Origin of the sequence: Halioglobus japonicus (genome assembly GCF_001983995.1) — a bacterium.
Taxonomy (GTDB): domain Bacteria; phylum Pseudomonadota; class Gammaproteobacteria; order Pseudomonadales; family Halieaceae; genus Halioglobus; species Halioglobus japonicus.
In genome coordinates this window covers 2,211,253-2,236,607 of record NZ_CP019450.1, presented here as the reverse complement: position 1 = coordinate 2,236,607, position 25,355 = coordinate 2,211,253, and the positions used below count along the sequence as shown (strand labels likewise).

At 57.5% G+C, this 25,355-nt stretch carries 25 protein-coding genes; 16 read left to right on the top strand and 9 right to left on the bottom strand.

What is annotated here, in order from left to right:
* The first annotated feature begins 4 nt into the window (after positions 1–4).
* Both BST95_RS10560 and BST95_RS10555 read left to right on the top strand, forming a co-directional pair.
* On the top strand, positions 5–5,416 hold the full coding sequence (locus BST95_RS10560; protein WP_084199337.1) for an AMP-binding protein: 5,412 nt from the start codon (positions 5–7) through the stop codon (positions 5,414–5,416).
* A gap of 87 nt (positions 5,417–5,503) precedes the next feature.
* On the top strand, positions 5,504–5,872 hold the full coding sequence (locus BST95_RS10555; protein ID WP_084199335.1) for a cupin domain-containing protein: 369 nt from the start codon (positions 5,504–5,506) through the stop codon (positions 5,870–5,872).
* Between the two features lie 36 nt (positions 5,873–5,908).
* Here the strand turns inward: BST95_RS10555 and BST95_RS10550 are convergent, their stop codons facing one another.
* The 3 genes from BST95_RS10550 to BST95_RS10540 are packed head-to-tail and all read right to left on the bottom strand — an operon-like array spanning position 5,909 to position 9,428.
* Positions 5,909–6,646 carry a 2-keto-4-pentenoate hydratase gene (locus tag BST95_RS10550; RefSeq protein ID WP_084199333.1) on the bottom strand — a complete coding sequence of 246 codons (738 nt, stop codon included), beginning with the start codon at positions 6,644–6,646 and terminating at the stop codon, positions 5,909–5,911.
* Between the two features lie 14 nt (positions 6,647–6,660).
* The gene (locus BST95_RS10545; RefSeq protein WP_084199331.1) at positions 6,661–8,226 is read right to left on the bottom strand and encodes an acetolactate synthase large subunit; all 1,566 of its coding nucleotides are present in this window, start codon (positions 8,224–8,226) and stop codon (positions 6,661–6,663) included.
* 29 nt (positions 8,227–8,255) lie between these two features.
* On the bottom strand, positions 8,256–9,428 hold the full coding sequence (locus BST95_RS10540) for a phytanoyl-CoA dioxygenase family protein (protein WP_084199329.1): 1,173 nt from the start codon (positions 9,426–9,428) through the stop codon (positions 8,256–8,258).
* Positions 9,429–9,593: 165 nt separating this feature from the next.
* Here BST95_RS10540 and BST95_RS10535 point away from each other — a divergent pair, with 165 nt between their 5' ends.
* From BST95_RS10535 to BST95_RS21360, 3 genes are read left to right on the top strand one after another with little or no spacing between them, the layout of a single operon-like run.
* Complete coding sequence (locus BST95_RS10535; protein ID WP_084199327.1) at positions 9,594–10,247, top strand: DUF1826 domain-containing protein; 654 nt, start codon at positions 9,594–9,596, stop codon at positions 10,245–10,247.
* Positions 10,248–10,249: 2 nt separating this feature from the next.
* The gene (locus tag BST95_RS10530; RefSeq protein WP_084199326.1) at positions 10,250–10,906 is read left to right on the top strand and encodes a DUF1826 domain-containing protein; all 657 of its coding nucleotides are present in this window, start codon (positions 10,250–10,252) and stop codon (positions 10,904–10,906) included.
* A complete protein-coding gene (locus BST95_RS21360; RefSeq protein ID WP_084199325.1) occupies positions 10,903–11,088 on the top strand; it encodes an SEC-C metal-binding domain-containing protein in 186 nt (61 codons plus the stop codon). Before BST95_RS10530 ends, BST95_RS21360 begins: the two co-directional genes overlap by 4 nt.
* Positions 11,089–11,117: 29 nt before the next feature.
* Here the strand turns inward: BST95_RS21360 and BST95_RS10520 are convergent, their stop codons facing one another.
* Positions 11,118–11,933: a hypothetical protein gene (locus tag BST95_RS10520; protein ID WP_084199324.1), complete on the bottom strand. Its 816-nt coding sequence runs from the start codon at positions 11,931–11,933 to the stop codon at positions 11,118–11,120.
* A gap of 118 nt (positions 11,934–12,051) precedes the next feature.
* On the opposite strand from BST95_RS10520, the gene BST95_RS10515 reads away from it, so the two are divergent.
* Positions 12,052–12,753, top strand: a complete 702-nt coding sequence (locus BST95_RS10515) for a TetR/AcrR family transcriptional regulator (protein WP_084199323.1) — start codon at positions 12,052–12,054, stop codon at positions 12,751–12,753.
* Positions 12,754–12,775: 22 nt separating this feature from the next.
* Here the strand turns inward: BST95_RS10515 and BST95_RS10510 are convergent, their stop codons facing one another.
* Positions 12,776–14,146, bottom strand: coding sequence for a DUF1254 domain-containing protein (locus BST95_RS10510; RefSeq protein WP_084199322.1), 1,371 nt, complete (start codon positions 14,144–14,146; stop codon positions 12,776–12,778).
* 267 nt (positions 14,147–14,413) lie between these two features.
* Between BST95_RS10510 and BST95_RS10505 the strand changes: the two genes are divergently transcribed.
* Entirely contained in the window at positions 14,414–14,779 is a 366-nt protein-coding gene (locus BST95_RS10505) for an SgcJ/EcaC family oxidoreductase (protein ID WP_084199321.1), read from the top strand.
* 273 nt (positions 14,780–15,052) lie between these two features.
* Here the strand turns inward: BST95_RS10505 and BST95_RS20120 are convergent, their stop codons facing one another.
* Positions 15,053–15,745, bottom strand: coding sequence for a hypothetical protein (locus BST95_RS20120; protein ID WP_180962022.1), 693 nt, complete (start codon positions 15,743–15,745; stop codon positions 15,053–15,055).
* A 149-nt stretch (positions 15,746–15,894) separates the two neighbouring features.
* Positions 15,895–16,215, bottom strand: a complete 321-nt coding sequence (locus BST95_RS10495; RefSeq protein WP_084199319.1) for a hypothetical protein — start codon at positions 16,213–16,215, stop codon at positions 15,895–15,897.
* 235 nt (positions 16,216–16,450) lie between these two features.
* On the opposite strand from BST95_RS10495, the gene BST95_RS10490 reads away from it, so the two are divergent.
* The 5 genes from BST95_RS10490 (at position 16,451) to BST95_RS10470 (ending at position 19,660) form a co-directional block, all read left to right on the top strand.
* Positions 16,451–17,035, top strand: a complete 585-nt coding sequence (locus tag BST95_RS10490; RefSeq protein ID WP_084199318.1) for a hypothetical protein — start codon at positions 16,451–16,453, stop codon at positions 17,033–17,035.
* Between the two features lie 127 nt (positions 17,036–17,162).
* Positions 17,163–17,789 carry a ZrgA family zinc uptake protein gene (locus BST95_RS10485; protein ID WP_084199317.1) on the top strand — a complete coding sequence of 209 codons (627 nt, stop codon included), beginning with the start codon at positions 17,163–17,165 and terminating at the stop codon, positions 17,787–17,789.
* The gene (locus tag BST95_RS10480; protein ID WP_084199316.1) at positions 17,789–18,202 is read left to right on the top strand and encodes a MerC domain-containing protein; all 414 of its coding nucleotides are present in this window, start codon (positions 17,789–17,791) and stop codon (positions 18,200–18,202) included. The genes BST95_RS10485 and BST95_RS10480 overlap by 1 nt, the downstream gene beginning before the upstream one ends.
* Positions 18,186–18,653 (top strand): phosphoribosyl-AMP cyclohydrolase, encoded by a 468-nt coding sequence (gene hisI, locus BST95_RS10475; protein WP_084199315.1) that lies wholly within the window; start codon positions 18,186–18,188, stop codon positions 18,651–18,653. The genes BST95_RS10480 and hisI overlap by 17 nt, the downstream gene beginning before the upstream one ends.
* Complete coding sequence (locus BST95_RS10470; protein WP_084199313.1) at positions 18,650–19,660, top strand: CobW family GTP-binding protein; 1,011 nt, start codon at positions 18,650–18,652, stop codon at positions 19,658–19,660. Before hisI ends, BST95_RS10470 begins: the two co-directional genes overlap by 4 nt.
* 3 nt (positions 19,661–19,663) lie before the next feature.
* On the opposite strand, the gene BST95_RS10465 is transcribed toward BST95_RS10470, so the two are convergent.
* On the bottom strand, positions 19,664–20,236 hold the full coding sequence (locus BST95_RS10465) for a DUF3299 domain-containing protein (RefSeq protein ID WP_084199311.1): 573 nt from the start codon (positions 20,234–20,236) through the stop codon (positions 19,664–19,666).
* A gap of 104 nt (positions 20,237–20,340) precedes the next feature.
* Here BST95_RS10465 and BST95_RS10460 point away from each other — a divergent pair, with 104 nt between their 5' ends.
* The 4 genes from BST95_RS10460 to BST95_RS10445 all read left to right on the top strand — a co-directional run bounded on the left by BST95_RS10460 (position 20,341) and on the right by BST95_RS10445 (position 23,298).
* The gene (locus tag BST95_RS10460) at positions 20,341–21,006 is read left to right on the top strand and encodes an ATP-binding cassette domain-containing protein (RefSeq protein ID WP_084199309.1); all 666 of its coding nucleotides are present in this window, start codon (positions 20,341–20,343) and stop codon (positions 21,004–21,006) included.
* 61 nt (positions 21,007–21,067) lie between these two features.
* Positions 21,068–22,255 carry an ABC transporter permease gene (locus BST95_RS10455; RefSeq protein ID WP_084201141.1) on the top strand — a complete coding sequence of 396 codons (1,188 nt, stop codon included), beginning with the start codon at positions 21,068–21,070 and terminating at the stop codon, positions 22,253–22,255.
* A 48-nt stretch (positions 22,256–22,303) separates the two neighbouring features.
* Positions 22,304–22,798, top strand: coding sequence for a hypothetical protein (locus BST95_RS10450; RefSeq protein WP_084199307.1), 495 nt, complete (start codon positions 22,304–22,306; stop codon positions 22,796–22,798).
* Entirely contained in the window at positions 22,798–23,298 is a 501-nt protein-coding gene (locus tag BST95_RS10445) for a Fur family transcriptional regulator (RefSeq protein ID WP_084199305.1), read from the top strand. Before BST95_RS10450 ends, BST95_RS10445 begins: the two co-directional genes overlap by 1 nt.
* 44 nt (positions 23,299–23,342) lie before the next feature.
* On the opposite strand, the gene BST95_RS10440 is transcribed toward BST95_RS10445, so the two are convergent.
* Positions 23,343–25,283 (bottom strand): DUF3604 domain-containing protein, encoded by a 1,941-nt coding sequence (locus BST95_RS10440; RefSeq protein WP_084199303.1) that lies wholly within the window; start codon positions 25,281–25,283, stop codon positions 23,343–23,345.
* Positions 25,284–25,355 lie beyond the last annotated feature (72 nt).

Genomic DNA, 25,355 nt, shown 5'->3' with positions numbered 1-25,355 from the left:
TGTCATGCAAAATATCTATTCACCCGCCACCCCGGAAGATGTGCGCGAGAACCCCATTCAAAGCCTGGAAGACTGGCAGCGTATGCGCAAAGCCTGCGAAGAGGATCTGGGAGCATTCCACGCTGACATAGCCGCCCGGGAGATCCACTGGTTTAACCCCCAGACGAATAGCTGGCTCACCCGTGTTCAGCAGGACCACTGGCAGGGCTGGCACGCCCATACCGCCAAGCCGGCCGATGCCTTGGCATGGCAGCCCTGGCAACAGGCTCTGGACGAAAGCAGCGCGCCGTTTTATCGCTGGTTTAGTGGCGCAATGACTAACGCCGCATTCAATGAGCTGGACCGCCATGTATTGGCCGGACACGGTGATGAAATCGCATTCTACTATGAAGGCGATCGCTGGGATCCTGCGCTCAATGCAGGCAAAGGAGGGCCAGTACAGCACAACGCAATCAGCCGTCGGGAACTCCTCCTTCGATCGGTTATCGCCGCTCAAGCGCTGCTTGAGCTCGGCCTTGTCAAAGGCGATCGCATTGCCATCAACATGCCCAATATTCTCGAGCAGATTGTCTGGACGGAAGCGGCGAAACGTATTGGCGTTATCTATACGCCGGTATTCGGTGGATTCTCCGACAAAACCCTTGCCGATCGCATTGAGAACGCCGGTGCCAGTGTCGTTATAACTGCCGACGGTGCATCACGTAACGCGGAGCTGGTACCCTTTAAGGAGGCCTACTGCGACCCCGCACTGGATCTGTATATCAGCCTAAAGTCGGCGCTTGCCGCCATAGCGGATGCATCTGCGAACGCCGCCATAGGGCAACGTATCTGTCGTCGCGTCGCCGAGGGGCTCGCCGGTGAAATCTCGGTCACTCGCGCAGATGTCATGCGCGAAGCCGGGCAGGTTCTCGCAGAGCTTGATATCGAACCCGAGGCAGTTGCCAGTCTGCGAGGTGATCTGGCGGAAACACTATCCAGAACTCGCTCCGGCGTGCAAAAAGTGATTGTTGTCCGTCACGCCGACCTACCGGAAATATCCTGGCACGAAGGTCGCGACCTCTGGGCAGAAGACATTCTAATCCAGGCAGAGGCAACCATTCTCTCCAACGCTGGGCTGCAAAAGCGCTCGGAGCTTATGGCTCTCGGAGATACTGAACTCACGCAAGCATTGTGGCGTTCGGTAAAACCTGTCCCTGTGAGCGCCGATTTTCCACTGTTCATAATCTACACCTCTGGATCGACGGGAAAGCCGAAAGGCGTGGTCCATGTTCATGGCGGCTATACAGCCGGAGTCAGCTATAGCACCAAAATCAGTTTCGATGCTCGCGCTGGCGAGGACATCATCTGGGTCATTGCAGACCCAGGCTGGATTACCGGCCAGTCATACCTGATCAGTGCAGCACTCACTAACCGGCTCACTTCCGTCGTCACAGAGGGACCGCCGACATTTCCCAACGCTGGACGATTCGCATCCATTATCGAGCGCTACGGCGTCACCATCTTCAAGGCAGGAGTCACCTTCCTCAAAGGCATCATCAGCAATCCACAAAATCGGTTGGATGTAGAACGTTACAGTCGTTCATCAGTGAGAGTAGCAACGTTCTGTGCAGAGCCCACGAGCCCCAGCGTTCAACGGTTTGCCATGGATCTGGTCACACCGCAGTACATAAACTCCTATTGGGCAACGGAGCATGGGGGGATCGTCTGGACGCACCCCTATGGCAATGCAGAGATGCCTCTGCGCGCCGACGCTCAAACCTATCCCCTGCCCTGGATATTCGGTGACATATGGATAGGCAACAGCGAGCCCGATGAAACGGGTCGCGTTACCTACAGTCAGGCCCGACCAGACGAGAAAGGTGAAATCGTCATCACTCGGCCCTACCCCTATCTGGCGCGCACGATCTGGGGCGACCCCGATAATGTCAACAGTGACGAGTGGATGGGTGATATAGAGAGATTCAAAGCCACATACTTCGGGCGCTATCGCAGCGACTCAGGCGAACCTGAATACACATACGTGCAAGGTGACTTTGCCCGTAGGTACACCAATGGCAGCTATTCGCTGCACGGTCGTTCGGACGATGTCATCAACGTCTCGGGGCACCGTATGGGTACCGAAGAAATCGAGGGCGCCATACTTAAAGACCGCCAACTCAACCCCGAATCAAAGGTGGGCAACTGCATTGTCATTGGCGCACCCCATCAGGACAAGGGACTGACGCCACTCGCATTCATATTGCCCGTCGCCCGGCAGTCACTGTCCTCCGATGACGAGCGCCACCTGGCGGAACTGGTACAAACTGAGAAAGGCAGCCTGGCAGTACCCTCAGCCTTTCTCTGTGTCGATGCATTTCCCGAAACACGCAGCGGGAAATATTTACGCCGTTTTCTCAAAGCCATCGTGCTAGATCAGGAGCTGGGCGATACATCGACCCTGCGCAACCCAGAGTGCCTCCCGAAGATACGCCGTGTCGTCGAGCAGTGGCGCAGGCAGGAGGATCGCGCCAATCAACAGGCCATTATTGAATCCAGCCGCACCCTCAGGGTGGAGTATGTACCTGTAACCACTAGCGGTGAAAGAACGCAGTGCATCGCCACCATTACGCTGGATAATCCTCCGGTGAACGCTCTCTCGGAGCGCGTGCTGGATGAGTTGGAGACGATCCTGACGCATATCAGGCGACGCGATGACATTGGCGCAGCGGTCATCACAGGTCGCGGTGGGAAAACTTTTGTCGCGGGCGCGGATGTACGTCAACTACTGGATGAAGTACACGACAAGAGCACAGCCCTGTCGATGCCGTCCAAGGCACACAGTGTTACCTCGCTGATTGAGTCAATGGACAAGCCTGTTATTGCAGCCATAGACGGCGCCGCTCTGGGCGGTGGTTGTGAACTGGCAATGGCCTGTCACTGGCGCGTGGGCAATCAATATACCCAGCTTGGCCAGCCCGAGATTAATTTGTTCCTTCCCCCGGGCTACGGCGGCACACAGCGACTCACTCGGATCATGGCTGACGCCGCCGGCGCACAACAACAGAGCGAGGGGCTGACGAGAGCGCTGGCCATGATGTTGTCAGGCCGAGCAATCGACGGCATGACGGGAGAGCGATATGGCCTTATCGACCACCTTTGCCGGGGCAATGAATCCGTCCTCGCAGCAGCCCAGGCTGCAGCGCGTGAGGCCTGTCTGGATGGCAAAGGTGTTGCAGTGACGGCCATGAGGGCCCGTCACGAGGCAGTCAAACGCTGGCAAACACCCCAGGAGTTTCCAGTGGAATGCCTAAGGGATGACTACGTCCGAAAGTGCCTGGATGCCTCTGAATTGGCGGGGCGAGGACCCGTTGCAAAGGCTATTGTCCATCTTGTCCGCCACGGTTGGAAGGTCGGGTTCGAGGCAGGACTCGCTCAGGAAGCCGAAACGTTTTCCCGTTATGTGCTCGACGAACGACATGGCGGCAAGCGCGGTATCAAGCTATTCCTCGACAAGCACTCACCTGCCCTCCCCGCACGCCCACGCGTCTCAACCAAGCTAAAAGACACGTTGATTCGCCAAGGCGATATGCTACCTATGGGAGCCCCTTTCTTTGCAGGTATCACGCCCATTCCCAGCTACCAAATGGCACAGGCAGTACAGCGCGACCCGAAAACAGGGGTAGCCCTGCATGGTGATCCCGCCGACGCTGAACATGAAGTCATCAAGCCCGTTCCTTCACCGGGCCCCAATCAGGCTTTGCTGTATATGCTCACATCGGAAGTCAACTACAACGACATCTGGGCTGTTACCGGTATTCCGATTTCACTGTTCGACGAACACGACGAAGACTTGCATGTCACAGGGTCTGGCGGCGTAGGCATTGTTGCCTCGCTTGGTGAAGCCCTGCAACAGGAAGGTCGCATCACGCTGGGCCAACTTGTCACCGTATACTCCGGTGTCTCAGACCTGCTTGATCCAACGGCAGCGGACGACCCGATGTACACTGAGTTCCATATCCAAGGCTACCAGTCACCGGACGGATCCCACCAGCAATTCATGTTGGCAGATGGGCCTCAACTCATTGCACCTGCCTCCGGACTATCCATCGAGGCTATGGGTAGCTATCAACTACCGGCGGGCACTGCTTATCGATCGCTGTTTGGAGCTTTGGGCACACATCAGTGTGACCGATTGTTTGTGGAAGGTGCGGCCTCCGGCACCGGCGCCTGGACAGTCGAACTGGGGCGAGCCATAGGTGCAACTGTTACCGGGCTTGTATCTTCCGAGAACAGAGTCAGTTACCTGGAAGGACTGGGTGCCGCCGGTATCAATCGACGTGATGCAGATCTAATATCCTGTTTTACACGAATCCCCCGGGACGCCAGCCAGTGGCACGATTGGGAACGGCAAGGGACGCGCTTTCTCGAGCAGGTGCGCGAGGCAAATCAAGGGGACCTATGCACCCAGGCAGTCTCACATGCGGGCGAAACAGCTTTTCCCCGCTCGTTCCAGGCACTGGAAGCTGGCGGCGCCATCACATTTTTTGGTGCAAGTTCTGGCTACTATATGACGTTTATGGGTAAGCCAGGCAGCGAGCCTCCTGCCACGATGCTGCGTCGCGCGCAGGCCTTACCGGGCCAGGCTTGCGTAATTCTTTACGGAAAAAATAACAAGGTTCGCGATGAGCGCGCTATGGCAGCGCTGGAAGCAGCTCGTGCCTACTCACTCCGCATCGCGGTGCTAACCGACACGGACGCTCAGAGAGACTTCGTGCTTTCGCTGGGCTACGGTGACGCGGTTATGGGTGCCGTTAGTCTAGAAGAAATTCGTCGCCGCGAACCGTTGTTCGAATGGCCTGAAACCATGCCCGAGCTACCAGCGCCTGAAAGCAGTGAATTCAAAGAGGCAGTACGCCTGATGAATGAGCACACGCTAAAACCTGTCGGCAATGCACTGGGCAAGCTATTGCGTTCATCGGACAACCCCCGAGGGCAGCCGGACATCATTATGGAGCGCGCTCACAATGATTCACTATTTGCTTCGGTCATGCTGGTAAGGCCACATACAGGGAGAGTGGTTTATTGCGACGACATGGCGGCGCGCCGCTATAGCTTTTATGCGCCACAAGTATGGATGCGGCAACGATCAATTATCATGCCCACAGCCAAAATCATTGGCACACATCTGTGCAATGCCGCGGAGCTGATTCATTTGAATCGTATGATTAGTTCTGGCGCTGTTAGTGTTCCTGAGCCGTATCTCGCCCAATGGGGCGACACACCGATGATGCACCAGGCAATGTGGGAGAACAGACTTCCCGAGGTCACCGACGGCGCAGTCAAGGCCGTGGTGAATCACGCCCTGCCCTGTAAGAACCTAAAGACCTACGATGAACTTCTGGCTGCATGGAGCATGGCAGAGCAAATCGAATCGTGATCACGGCGCGAAGACAACCGCGAGCCCCTAGCGTGGTTGTCTCAAGCCTTGTCAAAATCTTCACCAAACCAACACCAAGGAATCCCTATGGCGATTACCCAACTAAAGCAGTGCAACAATATTCCGACCGCAGATCTCGATAACTGGGGCCCCGTCGAACTCCCTATTGGCGACCAGGTGTCCCAACTGGCTGGTCTGGTTATTTGCGAAAATGCTGACGGCTCCGAGGCTGGCATCTGGGAATGTACCCCCGGCACCTGGACCCGGCAGATTATGGATGCCGAGCTCAGCACCTTTCTAAGAGGTCGGGCGATTTTTCACCCCGAGTCGGGTGAACCTATTCATATCTCTGCTGGCGACACATTGTACTTTGACGCCAATAGTCGAGGCACCTGGGAGGTTATCGAAACTGTTCGTAAGGCCTACCTGACCTACAAAAACGCCGATACTGCTTAGCGCAGCATCGCAGGTTCTGCAGGAAACCGGCAGGCTCTAGCCCGCCGGCGTCTCAATCGTGAACCTCAGCGTGCCGAGCTCACCGAAGTCGGCCTTATAATTTCCAGGCAATCCGGGCAATGCATCGCCACAGGTGCCGGTGAGCAGCGTTGTGCCATCGGCGATCTCCAAAGAGCGCTTGCGTGCTTCATTGACGCACCAATCTACCGCGCGCTCTGGCCCATTGAGTGAGTCCCCGGCATTCGCCAATTGGAGCAGCTCGCCATCGCGCTCCAACCTGATCGCAGTGCTGCGTATTACGCTCTGGTCCAGTTCCCCCCAGGGTATAGGTGATCCGCAGATATAGCTGTCGGCCCCCAGACTGCTCATTACCAGATTGGCGGGAGTAAAATCTTCTGGCGCAGCGAAATTCAGGTGGACAATTTCTATCGCCGGAGCCAATGCCACGGGTGCGCCCTCAGCGGACAACACAACCGCGAGCTCGCATTCGATTCTCGCATGCTCGCGAAATGGCAATGCAACACCATTGGGACACTCTCCCCAGTCATAGAGCAATCCAATCAACGCTTCGTCCAGGCCGAATAGCGCCTGCAGTTCAGGATTAGTGAGCCCAGCCTTGAGGCCGCGTGTGCCACTGTCACATACCCGTGCCGCCGCTGCTGGCAACATCCGGTACGCCTCGTCCATGGTGACGCCGGCGGGAAACGGCGGTAGCGGTGCGCGTGCGCGAATCGCGTCTGCAAGCGCGACAATAAACTGCTGATGGTTCGTCATATCCACATCACCCTTCAACCTGACAGCGAAGGCACATGCGCGTCGATCAGCCGCGGCCCGCGGGATTGCATCGCCTCTTTAAACTGGGCTGCAAACTCCTCGGCGGTAGTTGCGCGCGTGGCGCTCACACCCATACCTTGCGCCATCGCGACGAAATCCATATCGGGTTTGCCTATGTCGAGCATGCTCGCCGCGTTCGGGCCGGGAATACCACCGCGCGCGCCGGTGCGGGCAAACTCCAGTTCGAGAATGCTGTACTTGCGGTTGTTGAAAATCACCACGGTGACATCCAACTCTTCACGCGCCATCGTCCACAATGACTGAATGGTATACATGGCGCTGCCATCACCCTCCAGGCAAATCACTTTGCGCTCGGGGCAGGCAATGGCTGCACCTACGCCTGCAGACAACCCCCAGCCGATGCTGCCACCGGTCTGGTTCAGCCAATCGTGGCGTCTTGCTGTGGCTGTCATCGGAGCTACTGCAATACCCGAGGTAATGGCTTCATCAACGATGACTGCATCGTCGGGCAAGTAATGCGCGATTGCCATGGCTGCCGTGTTCGCATCCAGACTGCCGGTCGGCACGTCACACACATTGAGCTTATGAACTTGTGGAGTGTTCACCCCCGCTCCAAGTGCCTCGATTAATGCGCCCAGCGCCTGATCGATATCCTCCTCATTCTGCGCGAGCACAAAGTGCTCACACCCTGCTGGGGAAATAGCGCTCATCACATTCGGGTAGGCAAAGAAAGAGACAGGGGCCTTCGCGCCAATCAGAATCATCTGTTCGACATCCTTGAGGCGATCTACCGCCATTTCGGCAAGATATGGCAACCGTTCGATCACCGCTGTTCCCGCCCCACGGGCAACCCGTGTGGGGAAGACATCCGTACACAGTTGAGCATCACATGCCTGGGCAATCTGACTCGCCTTGTGCCCACGCTCCAGCGAAACCTCGGTACCACCACCGATCATAATCATGCAATTACTACCCGAGCGCAGCCGCGCCACCGCCTCGGCCACGCGCTGCGCCGGCACTGACTGCGGTGCAGGGATGCGCACTACAGGTTCTGCACCGGCCGGATTCTCTCCCCAGGATACGTCCGCCGGCAGCATCAGGGTGGCAATACTGTGCGCTCCCGCTTGGCGGATAGCCTCAGCCGCGTCTCTGGCAATATGTTCAGGTGCGCTGGAGGTATGCACCCAGTGCGAAACCGGGCCGGCAATACCCTCGATGTCAGAGGTTAGCGGCGCGTCGTACTCCAAATGGTAAGTCGCATGGTCACCAACAATATTCACCATGGGCACACAGCCCTTCTTGGCGTTGTGTACATTCGCCAGTGCGTTACCGAGGCCCGGCCCCAGGTGCAGCAATGTAGATGCTGGCTTGCGTGCCATCCGCGCATAGCCATCGGCAGCGCCGCTGATTACGCCTTCGAACAGGCACAACACACAGCGCATCCCCTCGACTTCATCGAGGGCGGCCACAAAGTGCATCTCGGAGGTACCAGGATTAGTAAAACACACCTCGATACCACTGTTGGTCAGCGTGGTCAGCAGGCTTTCAGCTCCGTTCATTACGGGATCTCCCTAGGGGTTGTCTTCATTTATATGCTGAGGTCTTCAAGGTTGTAGTCCTTGAGGCCTGCTTTGGCTTCGGCGTTCCAGACATAGGTTTTACCCGCCTGGGCAAAGGGCTGGTACTGGTACGGGACTTCGTCGGGGTAGTGCTTGCCACGCGCATCGATGGCGTAACCAATGACGCGGGAGCGCCGCTCGATTAAATCGGCGTCGTAGCACATCACATCGTTGTGAATGCCGGCACCCATGATGTTGAGTACCGAGGAACGGCGGTGAAAACCGAAGTTCACGGTAAGGCGCGGCTCAAAACCTGAGTTGGGGAAAGAGCCGTGCACCAGCTGACGATTACACATCACCACATCGCCCGCCTCACAGACCAGCGGTACCGCACCCTTGAGGCGCTCACTACCCGCCTCGGCCACTAATGCCTTGATGTCGATCTTACCGAGCTTGTGACTACCAGGCAGTACCCAGACACCGTTTACCGGCGTGCTGCCATACACCTGCGCCATAAAGTTAAAGCCGTGAATGCCCTCATCAAAATCGGCACTTTCCCAGTGGGTATCACCATCCTGATGCCAGGACACCGCAGCACCAATGCCGGGATCCTTGATAAAGAGTGCCTCGTTAAAAGGCGCAAAGTCTGGCCCATTCACAGCTTCGGTCACGCGCAGCAATTGCGGGTGCCCGTAAACGCGCAGACAGGCTTCGGAAAACTGCAGCGAGCCGAGCAGAATAAATGGCGCCGCTGTGGGCGCATCTTCGGCCGCCTCGGGCTCGATCAGTTTGACCTGGTGGCGCCCCCGGGCGAGATCAGTCCCTCCCAGCGGATCACCCAAGGGCTTGGACCACAATAGACTCGGGGCCTGACAATCCGCCCCGAGTGCAGGCTGCCCATCAGCAGACAGTGCCGCCCCGGGTTCAACCGGGAAGGTAGCGCGCATGGCATCGAGGTCGGCAATGATTTCGCGAAGTTCGCCTTCATCGAGCACGTTCTCGAAGACATAGAAGCCATAGCGTGAGTATGCCTCCAGAATATCTGCCGCCAGTGCGCCGTTTTCATCAAAGCGTATCGGCCCACGGTTATCCATCGCCATTGCATTGCGCTCGCCTTCAATCAGGTATTCGCGCATCGCATCGGCCTGATCGCCATAGTGAGAAGCACAGGCTTCAATTGATTTTCGGGTATCTGCTCGCATAGTGACCTCCACACATTTAACTTATAGTTAAATTTTATGTATAATAAAATTTGAGTCAAGGTCTTTTTTTGGAAGCATAGACGCTCAGTCCGGCCTATATCGCGTTGAACCTCACTTTTTGATATGTTGTATCATCTCCCATATCGATTGCCGACGACCGCCAACATGCTTCAAACGACCTATTCACACAGCCATGAACTTCCCGCCGAAGTAGCCCATCAACAGGGTGAACAGATCCGCATCCTGGAGACCATTAGTAACCCCGAGGTGAACCTGAGCCTTTGGCAGCGGCCGGAGGAGCACCGGGTTGCTCTGGAAGCCGCCACTCTCGCAACGCATCCCTTACGAGATGCGCGTCGGCCGACATCACTGACGAGCTTTGATGAGGATGTGTGTGCGCTGCTACAACTACAGGGCGTCAATCCAGCAAACTACGAGGCCCTGCGAGCGGACATGTTCATGCTGACACAGCTTTTCGCGCCGCTTACGGAGGGCCGTCCTTTTCGCTTCAGGCTATTGACGACAGCGAAGGACGATTGCCGCCGATTTCACCTGGATCGCATCAACTTGCGCCTGCTCTGCACCTATCACGGGCCCGGTACCGAATGGTTGCGCAATGAGCAGGTAGATCGACTGGCCCAGGCCCGCGGCGCGCCCAACGAAGACATCATCCGTTTCGGCGAAGCATCGCGGTTTCAGCCGTTCTGGGTAGGCATTATGCGGGGTGATCCCGCTAATAACGGTGATGGCCTGGTCCACCGCTCACCCCCGATAGCAGGCACCGGCCAGGCACGCGTGCTGTTCTGTCTGGATTGCTAATCATGTCCAATGCCCTCGCCCCCACGCCATCACCGTCAAGTGTCGTAGCCTGCTCCCGGAACGACGCTGCGGTTCTGACCGAGATCTATCGCGACGACTGCAATATCGCCATCTGGGAACGACAACTCAGCGACGCCTTGCAACAGGAGGTCACTGCATTTCTTGCGGCTCACCCCCAATTCTCCGCCTCAACGTCCCTGGCCCCGGCCACCGCCGCCACAAGCGACAGCCTGGGCCGATTGCGCGCATTTCCTCGGCTGGCGGAAGACATCAGTGAGCTGGTGGACATGTTCTGCTGCTTGTTCGATGTTACTATCGCAGGCCTGCGTCTCACGGCCCTGGCCCAGCCAATGTGCCCGCGATTTCACGTCGACCATGTGCCCTGCCGACTGGTAACGACCTTCCAGGGGCCTGCTACCCAATGGCTCGCGCACGAGCACGTCAACCGCGATAAACTTGGCAGTGGCAGCAAGGGAAAAACAGACGAAACCTCGGGGCTCTACTCATGCCCCACGGACACCCAGCAGGCGTCACCGGGAGACATACTGTTACTCAAAGGCGAACGCTGGGCAGGCAATGAAGGGCGAGGCCTGGTGCACCGCTCACCGGCCGTTGCAGACAATGAACAGCGCCTTCTGCTTACACTGGACTTGATATGAACACCGACTCAACCGATTTTCCGACACCCAACTTTGCAAACACCGCGACCGGTGGCTGTAGCGACACTAGCTGCTGCCCTCCTCCGGAGCCAGTGACACGCCTAGCGCCCAAGGTGGGACGCAACTACCCCTGCCCGTGCGGCAGCGAGCGCAAGTTCAAAAAGTGCTGCGGCCGCGGCTAGCCCACCTCAACAAGCGAGCATACCCGGCGTTATGCGCCCGCTACTGCTTTTTTCGCAGAGACAGGCGCAGCACTGTGGCGCAGTTCATCCAGGAGTAACTTGGAAGCGACACCGCCCAATATCATTGGGAAAACAATGCACTGGTACTGCGTCCACACCAAGGTGTCCCATATATTGCCGGGCATGTTCACAAAATTATCGAACACCTCAGAGAAGCTGAAGATCACCGTAGCCGCAATGGGCTCACCACAACCAATCACCACCAGCAGGTAGCGATAAGGCGACCGCTTCTTGTTAAGGTTGAAAAAGTAGAACGTCATCGCCAGGTTAACGAACGAGAACAGTTCCAGCGCGTAAAACGTGCCGTTGTGATTCACCGTGCGTAAATCAAGCACACCAAACGTCCCCAGGATCCAGTAATAGGGGTGCCACGGGGTTTCACGCATATAGTCTGTCTGGGCCACCAGATCTTCGAGGGTGTGAATGTTTTCAAACACAACTGGCGAGAATAGCACCCAGGGAATTTCCCACTGGATATTGGTGATGGCGTAGCACAGCATCCACACTACCAATAGATCGTGCCAGAAGTCCGACAGATTGTGGCCAACGTAGCGGCACATAAACCACACCAGAATCCACACGTTCAGCCAGGTGCTTATGAAGTACATGGAGAGCCGGCTGGAGTTAATAAAGTCCAGCACGCCAACATAGAACAGCACCATGACGCTCACCGTGGCCGCCACCCAAATCGACGTGACAGTAACGAATATTCTCTTTGCCGGTTGCGAGAAACGGCGCTCGGGGGCGAGCTCCGTGAAATCTATCTGGGGAACAGAGGCGGTCATTATTATTTTCCAGCGGTCGGTTAGCCCACGCCGACAGCCTGCAGCAGAGGGAATGACCTCTCGCTGCTCGCCGACGCACCTTATCAGACAGAACTGTCTGATAAATTTAAGATGAGACATGCGTCAGATTAATATCAAGCTTGCGCCACACCTCACCTCGATGGGGCTAAAGCGCAATGAAAGGAACAATGTGAATTCATCCGCCAGCAAAACCAGGAAACGGCCGGGCATCGCCCATCAGCGCGAAGTAATTGCCGAGGCCGCTGTCGCGCTGATTGGCGCCCGGGGCAGTAGCGCGACCTCTGTCTCTGATATCTGTGCCGCAGCCGGCGTATCCCGGGACACCTACTACCGCTGCTTCACAGACAAAGACGCCCTGATCGCACACCTGTATGAAACCGCTGTCCATGAACATGTTCGCGCGGTGCTCAACCCGGACGTCATGGCCTATGAGGATGAAGACTGGGTCAGTCTTGTGTCGGAGCAAACCGTGGACGCGATTCTGGCGAGGTCGACCATCGCGCAATTTCTCTATGTGGAATCAGCGGATCCGGGATCTATTGCGCACCGGGCTATGCACGATGCCTATCTGGAGGCGGCCCAGCGGCTGCAGGCCTGGGCCAGGCAGCACTTTGGCCATGCACCTGCGGTCGAGTATTTTATGTCGCTGCTGTTTGCCTCACAGTGGCTGGTGCACAACGCCATTCTGTCTGGCCAAACGGACAAGCAGGTCAACATTGCCAAGCAGTCCATCAAGCAATTGTTCTACGGCGCATTTGCCAGCATCCAACGGGCCGAAACCACTGGCGCCACGCAATAACCGGCGGCGCCTGCTCTGACAACTACGAGCCCTCTGCCGGCCCGATTTTTTCAATGCCAGGCGGATTCCAGTTGCCATTGAGCGCCGCCTCACCGGGCAAATAAAGCCGTAAAGTTACTGCGAACTTTCCAGCGGGCGTTGGCAGCCAATTGGCGGCCGTTTCGCCGGGATTACGGTGCTGAAGATAAATATCCAGCGAGCCATCAGGGTTGTACACCATGTTGTCGCGATCACCCAGCAAGTAGCGATCAATGGGGTTGGCCACCAGAAAGCCCAGCTCGTCATACATGGTCAGCGACCAGAAGGCATCCGCCGGCGGAATCTGATCCGCTTCGAAGTGCAATCGATAGCGGTAGCTTCCCGCCAGCCCCTGCCCTTCACGGTCGACTTCAGCCAGCGGGTAGATCGCCTCTTCAGGCGTCAGCGCACCCAGACCGATGAGCGCAACAAAGGCCCGGGTCAAATAATCCGTGCCATAAACACCGATGGAATCTCTGGCAATGCTCCAGCCCGAGAGGCCCGCGCGATCTTCGCTCATAGCGGCACGCAGCTTGTTGCGCACGATGGTGAGCGCCTCATTCATGGCGAATTCGGTAAGCACCCCCGGATCGAACATCAGTCCGGGGCCGATATCGAGCCGAGCAATTTCACCAAGCAGAGGCTCGTCGACGGCGGCAGGCGCCTGGTCACGCATCAGGTGATTCAGCGCGGTAAAGAAGGTCCGCGCATCCATGGCATCGACAATTTCCAGCACCGATAACCGCTCCTCGTCGGATGCGTCTTCGCGATCAACTGTACCTGATGCAGCGCGCTCACCCTGCAGCCAGCGAGGCAACGGTGTAATAATGAAACCTTGCTGCAGCGCCGCGATGCTGGGGATGTCGCTTGTGCCATTTATCTGAATACGACCAATGATCCAGACCATATTGGTCGGCGCCTTGATAACCGGAAGCCCTTCGGGTTCATCGCCCTGCCAATTGGGCCCCACCAATGCATAGTCTCCCGCATCGTTGCCGGTGGTTCGGGTACCCACCGACGCAAAGACGTTGGTCCAGGCGTCGTAAAATGGAATGACATAGTAGCGATCCTCCATAGCAGGGACCGTGACTACCTGAGGCGTTTCACTGAGATCCAGCCACGCCAGTGAATACAAAGTGTCGTTGTTGGGCCTGACCACCTTGCGATCCTCTGGCCCGGGCAAACTCAACGAATGACTGAAACTGTTGGTGCCCAAACCCATTTCACGCACCATCTCCTGGTGAGTCTGATCCATAATCACCAGAGGGTAACCATAGAGATACGCGTCTGCGGTGGTGGCAACAATGCCAACAACCCGCACGACAGCCACCCCAACCAGCAACAAGGCGACGACAGCAAAAACCAGTTTCTTCATTCACATTACCCCGGGATCCATATCGGCTTTCAGCCCCCGGGCTCGAGCCCGGAACCGGGCCACATTATGCAGATCAGCCGCGCTGCGTCCAATCGGTATACCTACAGCCCAATAACGGACAAGTCCGGGACAAATGTACGGCAGCGACCGGACTTTTCGACCCATGGGGACAATCGTATCGGGAACGGCTGCACAGCAGCCAAAAGTGCTAGCGCACCAATGCACTGCCTGATAGTCTCCGCTGCGCAACTGACAAGGAGACCCTGTATGAACGCTACTGCTATCCCCGCGCTGTTTGAAGCCTGGAACAATGCCCTCCAGACCCGTGACCCCAAACAGGTCACCGCCCTGTACGCCGAGGACGCTATTTTGCTCCCCACTGTATCCAACCAAGTCCGCCACAATCACGCGGAGATCGAGGACTACTTTGTACTGTTCTGCGCCAAGGGTCCGCAGGGCAAAATTGACGAATCCAATGTCCGTGTTTTCGGTGAAGTGGCTATTAATTCGGGGGTTTACACCTTCTCCTTCGACGATGGCGCCGTCGTGCAGGCGCGCTACACATTCGCCTATCGCCAGATTGATGGTGAGTGGAAAATTATCGAACACCACTCCTCGATGATGCCGGAGTAATTCACCGCGTCAGCGTGTCTCGGAAAAGCGACTATACTGAGAGTCCCTGTCTAATTTCAGGAACTTGATGGAGGTCCCAACATGTCTGACTGTCACATCCACAAGCATCACGATCACGAACACGGCCCGGGCTGCGGCCACACTGCCATTATGCACGGCGATCATATCGATTACCTGCACGATGGCCACCTGCACCACCCTCACCTAGATCATGTCGATGAGCACGTGATTGAAATCAGCGAACGCAACCCCGACCAGTGCACTGCCGGCAGTTCACCCGCCGGGCACGAGGATGGCCACGTGCATGGCCCGAGCTGCGGGCACGAAGCGGTACCCCACGGCGATCACATTGACTACCTGGTCGACGGCCGCCTGCATCATCCGCACGGTGACCACTGCGACGACCACGGCCCCCTTGAGATTGTCGAGCACTAAAGAGGCCTGCCACCCCTTCGGGGCGAGCGCACCGGCGTCCGCCCCGGAAACCGCACCGCCGGCCTGCCGGGCCTGGCATTGCTCGTAGTCGGCCTCCAGCCAATCACCCACGGGCTCTCCCTCAACCCCGAGTATCGCCACCAGTGCCAGCACCACAACGACAGCAATCGCTGCCTCAACAGCGAGGCTTACCCGGTCATGCTGCCAGCGCCATCGATAGAGATCCGCGCCCTGTAACACACCCGCCTGCTTCAATCTCGGCGCCAACAAGCGCTCCATCGCAGCCTTATCATAGAATCGCTGATTGGGCGGCCCCAGGTTCAACTTGTAGCCATCGACATACACCAGGGTGTCGCGCACGGTCAGGCAGTCACGCCCCCGACTCTTGAACACCCGCCCATCGGGCAATACCACCAGCACCCACTCGTGCATCACCCCCAGACGGGTTTTGCTGATTTTCCTGAGTACGTACACCAGCGGCAAAACTGTCACGACAAACAGGGCTAATGTTGCATACGCAAGCTGGGCCATCTCGCGACCGGCAAAGCATTAGCGCGGGAAACCCTGCCACCGCGGACGGCGGTGAATGCCATGTGGGCACAGCAGGCGCAGGCACGAGCGATGGCACTACCCCCGCCTGTGCCAGCACCGCCACCGCAGGCGAGTTTGGTGGGCCCGGGTCAAACGGATGCTACTGGAAAGACGGCCTCATGGGCGCTTGCGATCGTATCGATCCTTTTGGCAGGCACCTCTACGAAACTCTCGCGGCAGACGTAGCCCACGATAAACCGGATGACTGGATCGCCTACATGACCTTTGCCACTGGCGCGGCAGGTTGTAATCATGCCTGCAGCCTGGCCGAGGTGCGCTGTGTACGCAGCGACGAGCCGGCCGCTCCATGCACCGTCAATGGACGCCCCTGTCATGAGTACTACCGCAGTCAGGCGCATTGCGATCAGGACCATACCAGCGAAGCAGACCTGCTGCGCGTTACCGTGCATTTGCCTGGGCCACTGCCCGTGGAGCGCCCCTTCCAGCTGCTTGGCTTCCTCTATGAATCCGTGCCTGGATGGTATCCGCCCATCGGGCCACCCGCCGGGGCACCGACTACAACCAGATATTTTTCGCCGATGAGGGCGCGCCACTGTTCGACGAAACCACGCCGCTGGTCATGGAAATTCGCGCGACGACCTATTATCGCGAGGCACTATTATCCAGCAGTTACCAGCTGTTTTTATGCTCCAGAGCGTCGGCGTATTTCCGCCCATTCCGGTTGACGGCGATTTTGTATACGGCGAAGGACAGGCGGCAATCACTCTGCCGCTAGCAGGCGACACTCACACGGGCCAGGTGCTCGAGCTTGATGTCGAACTCGAACGGGTGGGTTGCCCGGCCGAGTTTCCGGCCTCCTGCCGCGATAGGAGCTGCGCCGTGGACGAAGCCGCCTGCGCACTGACGAGCCCCTGCCCCGAGGCCAGCAACTGCTTCCCGAACTGCCCCCAGGATGACGACATTCTGAGTTGTGTATACGAGAACAGTTTCGATGCGGGCGCTATCACCGTCATCGACTACCCTCAGAGCGAGGGCTGGACGGAAGCTGACGCCCTCGCCAACTGCAGCGCCATCGCCGGGGTCAGCAATCCGCGCATTGTCCGCGGCGGCGGCCAGAGCAGCCTGGTTCAGCAGGGCGGAAGCGCCTTCGGTCGTTGCACCGTATCCGACAATGACAGACGCTTTTACCTTATGGATGCGGGCGAAACTGTGTGTAATTTCATCAGCGGGAGCTGGGAGGCCACAGGCCCCTATTGTGAAGGATACTGACCCGTCTCCAGGCGAGATCAACGGGTATACTTCATCTCACGATACGTTGTATCATTGGCGGTTTATTCGCAGCGGTGATACAGGTAAAGTAATTTCCCGCATTTCACAGGTCTGACTGGTTAGCAACATGACTGGCACTCTCGACAACGCAAAACGGCCCTCGCAACTTGGCGTCCTCGCCCTTGCCACGCTACTGGCGCCCCTGGCAACCGCACAATCTGCGCATGTACACGGCGCAGCTGAGTTGACCATCGCCATGGAAGGGAGCCAACTGGAACTGGAACTTAATTCGCCGGCAGCAAGTATCGTGGGCTTCGAGCACAGCGCCCGTTCCCCGGAGCAACATCAGGCCGTTAGCGAAGCACGTAAAACACTGGAGCAGGCCGACCAGCTGTTTGAGCTCAGTGGCGGCAACTGTGAACTGGCAAAGGCTGACGCAGATCTGGCCGCAGTTATGGCTGAAAAAAACCATGACAGTGATGATCACGACGACGCACATCACGATGAAGATCACCACGCCGAGGGACACCATCACGACGGCGATGACAAACATGCAGGACACGACGATGTGCACTCCAACATCCGTGCCCACTACAGCTACACCTGTGCGGATACAACCGCCCTGAAAAGCATCACATTTGGCTCAGCCGGCCTGCCCTTTGGCCTGGAGAGTGTCGATGTGATGTGGCTCTCTGAGCGTGGTCAGGGCGCCCAAAAACTGGACCAGGACAAACGAGTAATCAACTTCAACTAATGCGTATTTCTGTATTCAATCTGCAACCTGTTGCCGACAAGGCCGCCATCGGACTGTCACTATTGTGCGCTGTTCACTGCCTGGCATTACCCCTGCTGGTCGTGCTCGTGCCCTCCCTCGCCACAATCGGCCTGGCCGACGAGTCATTTCATACCTGGATGATTCTGGCGGTGATTCCGACCAGCGCCATTGCGCTAACCCTGGGTTGTCGCAAACATCGACAGCTCGGCGTTGCCTACACCGGCATCGCCGGCCTGGTTTTGCTGTGCCTGACACCGATACTGGGTCACGACACACTGGGTGAGCTTGGCGAGAAAGCCCTGACCCTGGCAGGAGCGACACTTATCGCCCTCAGCCATATCAAGAATTTCCAGCTGTGCCAGAAGGGAGACGCCTGTGGTTGCCCCGACTGATTCCGACAAACGGGCTTACTTTCTGTCCCTGGAAGGAAGCCGTGATGGCCACAGCATTCCACTCGCCGAATTGCTTGAGCGCCTGCGCTTTAACGAAAGGGGTCTGGCACCGGTTATCACCCAGGACGCCATGAATGGCGAAGTGCTCATGCTGGCCTGGGTCAACGAAGAGGCACTGACCCAAACCCTGCGCAGCGGCCAGATGACGTATTTTTCTCGCAGCCGCAACAAGCTCTGGGTAAAAGGTGAAACCAGTGGACACACCCAGAAAGTCGTGGATGTTCGCATCGACTGCGACGGTGACGCCCTGCTGTGCAGAGTGATACAGGAAGGCGCTGCCTGCCACACTGAGCGCAGAAGCTGTTTTTACGTTCAGACCCAGCCGGAGGCCGATTCGGCCCAGATTAACAGCTCCCTGAGCCTGGACGCACTTGCATCGAAAGAACCATGAGTTCAGCCTTAAGTAAGATCACCGGTGTCCCAACCAATATCATCACCGGTTTCCTGGGTGCAGGAAAAACCACCGCCATACTGAATCTACTGGCCCACAAGCCGGAGGATGAGCGCTGGGCGGTCCTGGTTAATGAGTTCGGTGAAATCGGCGTAGATGGCTCACTCGTAGAGGGCCAGTCCGGGGAAGCCACCGGTGTTTTTATTCGCGAAGTGCCTGGTGGCTGCATGTGCTGCACCGCGGGATTACCTATGCAGATTGCCCTCGCCCAGCTGCTGCGCCGCGCCAAGCCCCAGCGGTTACTGATCGAACCCACGGGGCTCGGCCACCCTCTGGAAGTGCTACAAACGCTTTCTGCCGAGCACAACCGTGAAGTGCTCACTATTCAAAAGACCCTGACGGTAGTAGACGCCCGCAATATTGCCGATGAGCGCTACAGCACTCACGCAACCTTCGAACAGCAATTGGCCATCGCCGATCTGGTCATCGCCAACAAGCAGGATCTCTATTCCGACAGCGACAAGGCCAATCTGCAAGCCTATGTCGAAGAGCGCTGCCGCCCCGGTGTTGATATTGTGTATACCGAGTACGGGCAAGTACCTCTCACAGCACTGGACGGACCAACCGCCATCACAGCGAATGAGCCAGCCCACCAGCACGCACGTAAAGAGGCGCCGCTACTCGCCGAAGACCTGCCCTTCCCGGAATGTGGCTATGTGACCGCAATGAACCAGGGCGAGGGGTTTGAAAGTATCGGCTGGCGTTTCAACCCAGAGATTGTGTTCGATCGTCAGCGCCTGTTTGCCTTCTTGAGCGGCCTGCAGGTCGAGCGCCTGAAGGCAGTGTTTATCACCGCCGACGGTATCTTTGGCTATAACATGACCCGCGACGCGCTGACAGAATCCGTGCTGGGCGAGTGTGCGGAAAGCCGGATTGAAATCATCACCGATGCAATTCAACCACAGTGGATCGATAAGCTCACCGACTGCTTAGATCAGGCCGCCTGAGCTTTACTCTGTGTAAAGCTCGTAGTCATGCAGGGCCAGGGCGTAGGCGGAGGTGGCGATCTCGTTATCTGAGATAGTGGTACTCAGTTTGCCACGCACCCAGTAAGGCGCTCCCAGTCCTTCAATCTCAACACCCTGAGGTGAATTCACCAGAATAATCTGATTGGGCGGCGGTGGCGGCATATGCAGGCAGGCACCAAAGTAAGGCACCAGGAAGAACTGCGTCACAACCTGCTGCTCATTGAACTCCAGCGGCACAATAAACCCGGGCACGCGTACCATGGCACCATCCATTTCGGCGTTTACCTGGGTCGATACGAGGGCCTGCTGATAGCGGTCGTTATCGGCAGCAGCCAGCGTGTTCTGGATCTGGCTACTGATCTGGTCTTCCATCGAACCGTCTTCAACATTGGTGATGTACTCCGGCGGATTCATCAAAACCTCCAGATCCTCAGCGGGAATCAACTCCACCCACTCGATGGTTTTGAAAGCATCTTCCTCTGCCATGACCGGCGCTGTCAGCACCGCCAACACCGCCACCAGGCAGTACTTTTTAAACCCACGAAGAGCCTTCATACATCGACCTCAAACACGATTGAACCATCAAAACGCTATGATATATTGCATCTCGTTGCGCGTGCAACGCGGTACCCGTTTCTCACCTGTTACAGGCTTCTTGCATGACCATTCATTTGTCAGGCGTTCAGTTCGCCCACCCCGAGGCACCGGAAAAACCGGTGCTGGACATTGCCAACTGGTCGGTGGCTGCGGGCGAACAGGTGTTCGTACACGGCCCCTCCGGCTCTGGCAAATCCACCCTGCTCAATCTCCTCAGCGGCCTGCTTGAATGCCGCCAGGGTGAAGTCTCGGTGCTGGGAGAACGCCTGGACAGCATGAGTAGTCGGCAGCGCGACCGCTTTCGAGCCAATCACATTGGTTATGTGTTTCAGCGCTTTAACCTGATCCCCTATCTGAGCCCGCTGGAGAACATCGACCTGGCCCGGAGCTTCTCTGCCTCAAAAACCACGGCCACTGCCACAGCGGGTGACCTGTTGGCGGCGCTGAATGTGGCTCGCGCTGAATGGGATCGCCCCACATCACTGCTGAGCATGGGCCAACAGCAACGGGTGGCCATCGCCCGGGCGCTGGTCAATCATCCCGAGTTCCTGATCGCCGACGAGCCTACCTCGTCGCTGGACGCGGACAATCGCGACAACTTTATGGAAATACTCATGCCGCTGGCAGCTGAGCAAAATATGACGCTGCTATTCGTCAGCCACGACATGGGACTGGCAAAGCACTTTGCGAGGGTCGAAGCCCTCACCGAAATCAGCCAGGCGGGATAACCAGACAGTGTTTTTCAAGCTTGCATTAAAAAGTCTGCTGAACCGCAAAGGCTCAGTTATCATGACGTTAATGGCCATCGGCGTCGCCATTTTTGTTCTGCTAGGCATTGAACACATCCGCCATCAGGCCAGGGACAGTTTCGCCAGCACGGTGTCTGGGGTGGACTTGATCGTGGGCGCCAAGACCGGCAGCCTGAACCTGCTGCTCTATTCTGTCTTTCGCATGGGCGCCCCCACAGACAACATCAGCTGGGATGCCTACCAGGATATTGCCAATGACAAAAACGTGGCCTGGGCCATCCCCCTGTCTCTGGGGGACTCACACAAGGGCTACCGGGTCATGGGCACCACCGAGGCCTACTTTGATCACTTCAGTTACGGCAATAAGCGCGCGCTGGAATTTGCCGAGGGCGACGCCTTTTCGGGCACCTTTGACGTAGTGCTAGGCGCAGAAGTTGCCAGAACCCTGAGCTACGATCTCGGCCGGGAGATCATTCTGGCCCATGGTGTGGCCAGTACCAGCTTTACCATGCACGACAATACGCCCTTTACCATTGTCGGCATACTCGCCCCCACTGGCACCCCGGTCGACCAGACCATCCACGTACGCCTGGCCGGCATTGAAGCCATGCACGCCGGCTTTCAGTCGGGCCCACGGAGCCCCACAGCACCCCGCAATCGCGATCCAGCTGCTGAACTGGAACCGGAGAGCATTACCGCCTTTATGCTGAGCCTCAATTCGCGCATACTCACCTTCAAGGTTCAGCGCGAAATCAATGGTTACAAAGGCGAACCACTCCTGGCCATTCTGCCGGGCGTCGCGCTGGCAGAGCTGTGGCAAATGGTCGGCATGTTCGAGAACGTCCTGCGCCTGATTTCCATGCTGGTGCTGGTGGCCGCAGTACTCGGCCTCGGCGCGGTACTACTGGCGTCTATACGAGAGCGCAATCACGAGATACACCTGCTGCGCGTATTGGGCGCCCCACCCTATTACCTGTTCCTGTTGATGGAATTTGAAGCACTGCTGATCTGTCTGTCGGGAATGATTCTCGGCACGCTGGGGCTGTACCTGTGCCTGATTCTGGTCAATGACGCACTGTTCGCCAATTTTGGACTGCATCTGGACCCCAGCGTATTCACCGCAGAGGGGCTGATCATTATGGCGGTGGTATTGGCTGCTGCACTGCTGGCTGCCGCCATACCCTCCATGCGGGTATATTCCCAGGCAAAAGGGTATAATGACCACTGATATGACTTGTTGCGCCCATCTCCTGAGGGGCCATTTTCTGGAGCAACCATGACCAGAGCCATTCTGCTATCACTGACACTGCTGTGTATCGTCACCGCCCCCGGCCGGGCAATTGCCTGCGGTGCGCACGGCTTTTACCTGAACCCCGACGACATGGGCTTTGTCGGCGGCGCCGTGGTACGTATGGCCGGCCTCGCCCCGCCCGAGCCGGTGTTCAAACTCGAGCACCCGGCCATGGCCAGAGGTGTACTGAACCAGGAGAGCGAGATTGAGGTTGAGTATTCCCGCCCCTTCTTTTCCAGCCACGTGCGCATGGAGATTACCGGCACCAGCAACGTGTCGCTTCCCACGCCCACCATTGACCTCGACGACCGCTCCGGCACTCTAAGCATTCCGTTTACGCTCACGGGCAACGGTTTCGACCAGATCACTCTGAAGGTCACAGGCTCGCACAAAGGCAAAATGGTGACCGAATCACGCCGTATCTATCTCCGTGCCAGCGCTCCCGCTCCGGCCGAGGAACAGCAGCTCAGCCAGCGCTAATGCCCACAACCGCTAAGACCAGCGCACCTGCCGAGATCGATATCGCATCGGTGCTCACTGAAGCGGAGACACGCTGCAAGGCGCGCGGCGCGCGGTTGACCGAAAAGCGCAAGCAGGTGCTGTCCGGCCTACTCCACTCATCCACCGCACTCTCAGCCTACGAACTGGTCGACTACTGCCGGGACACTTACGACTACTCGATACCCCCCATGTCGGTGTATCGCATCCTCGACTTTCTCGCCGAGCAGCATCTGGTGCACCGCCTCAACCTGGCCAACAAGTACATTGCCTGCGCCCACATCAGCTGTGATCACGATCACGGCGTGCCGCAGTTTCTGATCTGTGGACAATGCCAGCGCGTTGAAGAAGTCAGCATCGACACATCGACCATGACAGCGCTGCAAACCAGCGTTGAGAACTCGGGGTTTCAGCTGGCGAGCCCACAATTGGAAATGGACTGCCTGTGCAATGACTGCGCCAACGTAAAGGGCCGCGATTAACGCGGCCCTTTACTTCAGCTGCTCAAGAAAGCAGTGATACCCGCCTAGGGGTCGTACCAGATCGGCGAGGTGTAAGCACGCTCCTGATGGATCTTCTTGGCGTTATCAGGGATTTGTGTGCCGTAGCGCACGTTGTCGTAGACAATCCAGCGCGGGGTGGGAATTTCAATCACGCGAGCGTAGTAGAAAGCCTTGTCCGCCGCGTTAAAGTCGGGATCCACCCAAACCGTCGCCAGCTCCGACGCGCCAATCGTATTGGTCCAGTTCGCCGCCTCCAGATCTACCGTGTTACCCACGGCGGGCAGTTTGCCGTCCGCATCCGCTTTGCGGCCATCAGACCAGGCGACATCGTAGACCTGCTCATGGGTTTTGCCCTTCGCGTCCATCCAACCTTTGACGATCTGGATACGATCGAGGTTGGCGCCGATGGGATCACGCAACGCATACACCATAAAGGTGGGCGCTTTTGAAGCAGCGGCAGGCAAGTCCGACCCCATGGGCACGCCCTTTTCGTAACCTCGGAACGCCGGAGCACGGCTGCGCAAATCCTGCTCGTTAAAGTTCCAGCCACCGAAGAACCGGACCGCTATTCGGGGGCCGGTGGTCGCATAGGTCTCCTTGCGCTCCATGGCGTCAAAGATGGCCTCACGAGTGTTCTCTGACGCCCATACAGCCTGGTAACCGGACGCTGCCAACTCATAGCCTTCAATCGCACCCAACTGGGATTTGACAAACGGATGAGAGATGCGAGTTGGCGTCGGCTCGGCACTGGTCGATTTGCCGAAGAAGTTTTCCTCCTCCGCGGTGCTAAGCCCTGTATGGCTATCGGTCGCACCGACCATGCCGAACTTGTAGGGGTTAGTGCCCAGTTGCGCTTCCAGCATCAGACCATTCCTCAGCGCTTCGCGCGCATACTCGCGCTGCAGCATCTCGTTTTGCTTGAGCTCGGTCAGGTCCAGGTTGCCCTTATCCAGCGTCTCGTAGTCGGCAAACTCGTCGTTAGGCGACAGGAACGGGTGGGTCTCGCCATCGCCCTTGATCTGGGTGACCTCGTAGAGCGGCTCCCATTTAGCGCGCAACTCGACATAGTTCTGGTCCACTTTGCCACCGGCATAGGTGTCCGTAAGCGGAAACAGCCAGCCATTGGACAGGTTGCCGTTGTGGGAGATAGCCAGTGCCTGGCCGCCCGTCTTGTCTTCGTAATCCTGCAACCAGGCATATAGGTCCAGCGGATCAGTCGTCCCTGTGGGAGGTTGCGTGGTTAGTGGAATGACCTGTCTGGCACGCTCACCACTGTCGCGCAGTATGACGTTGCGATGCAGATTGAATCCCTTGGGTACCGACGTCCACTCATAACCGATCAGGGTCGTGAAGCGGCCCGGTTCGTAGTAGCTGTCCGCCGTTTCGGTAATCTGGTACCAGAGGTTGTTATACACCTCCGAGCCTGGCGAATATTGCTCGACCAGTTCCTCGGGTACCTTCATCTGGGCAAAGTGAGTAATCAGATCGAAGGCGGCCTTACCGGCGGCAGCACCGCCCTCCTTGAACCCTGCCGCCCATTCGGCGCCTTTCTCATTGGCCAGAATATTGGGTGCCCCGCGCTGAATATCGGTGGCAATGCCCATCATATCGGAGTGATCGGTAATCGCCAGCCAATCCAGCGGGCGACCCAGCTTTACCTGCAGTCCACCAGAGGACTTAATTTGCTCCCCGCGGGCGAAGCGATAAGCATCGTCGTGCCCTAGAATATTGCCGAACAATCCAGCGTCCAGCGACAAGCCGGTATGCAAGTGAGTTTCGCCCCAGAACACCTGGTTGGGAAAGTCGCGCTCAGCGTAGGGAGAATAAGCCTTGCCCGGGTAAATGCGGGTCAGCAGGTCGGGGTCCGCGGTTCCCGCGTCCTGGGCGTGCAGCGGTGGCGACAGCATCGTCGCCACGGCTGTCACAATGGCGACCGGGAGTGTGTTGAGCTTACGAGGTATCATCCTTAACTCCTGCAAAAATCTATCACTCACTATTAATAGCAGGTGACGCAGGACTACGCCCTGCTTTTCTGC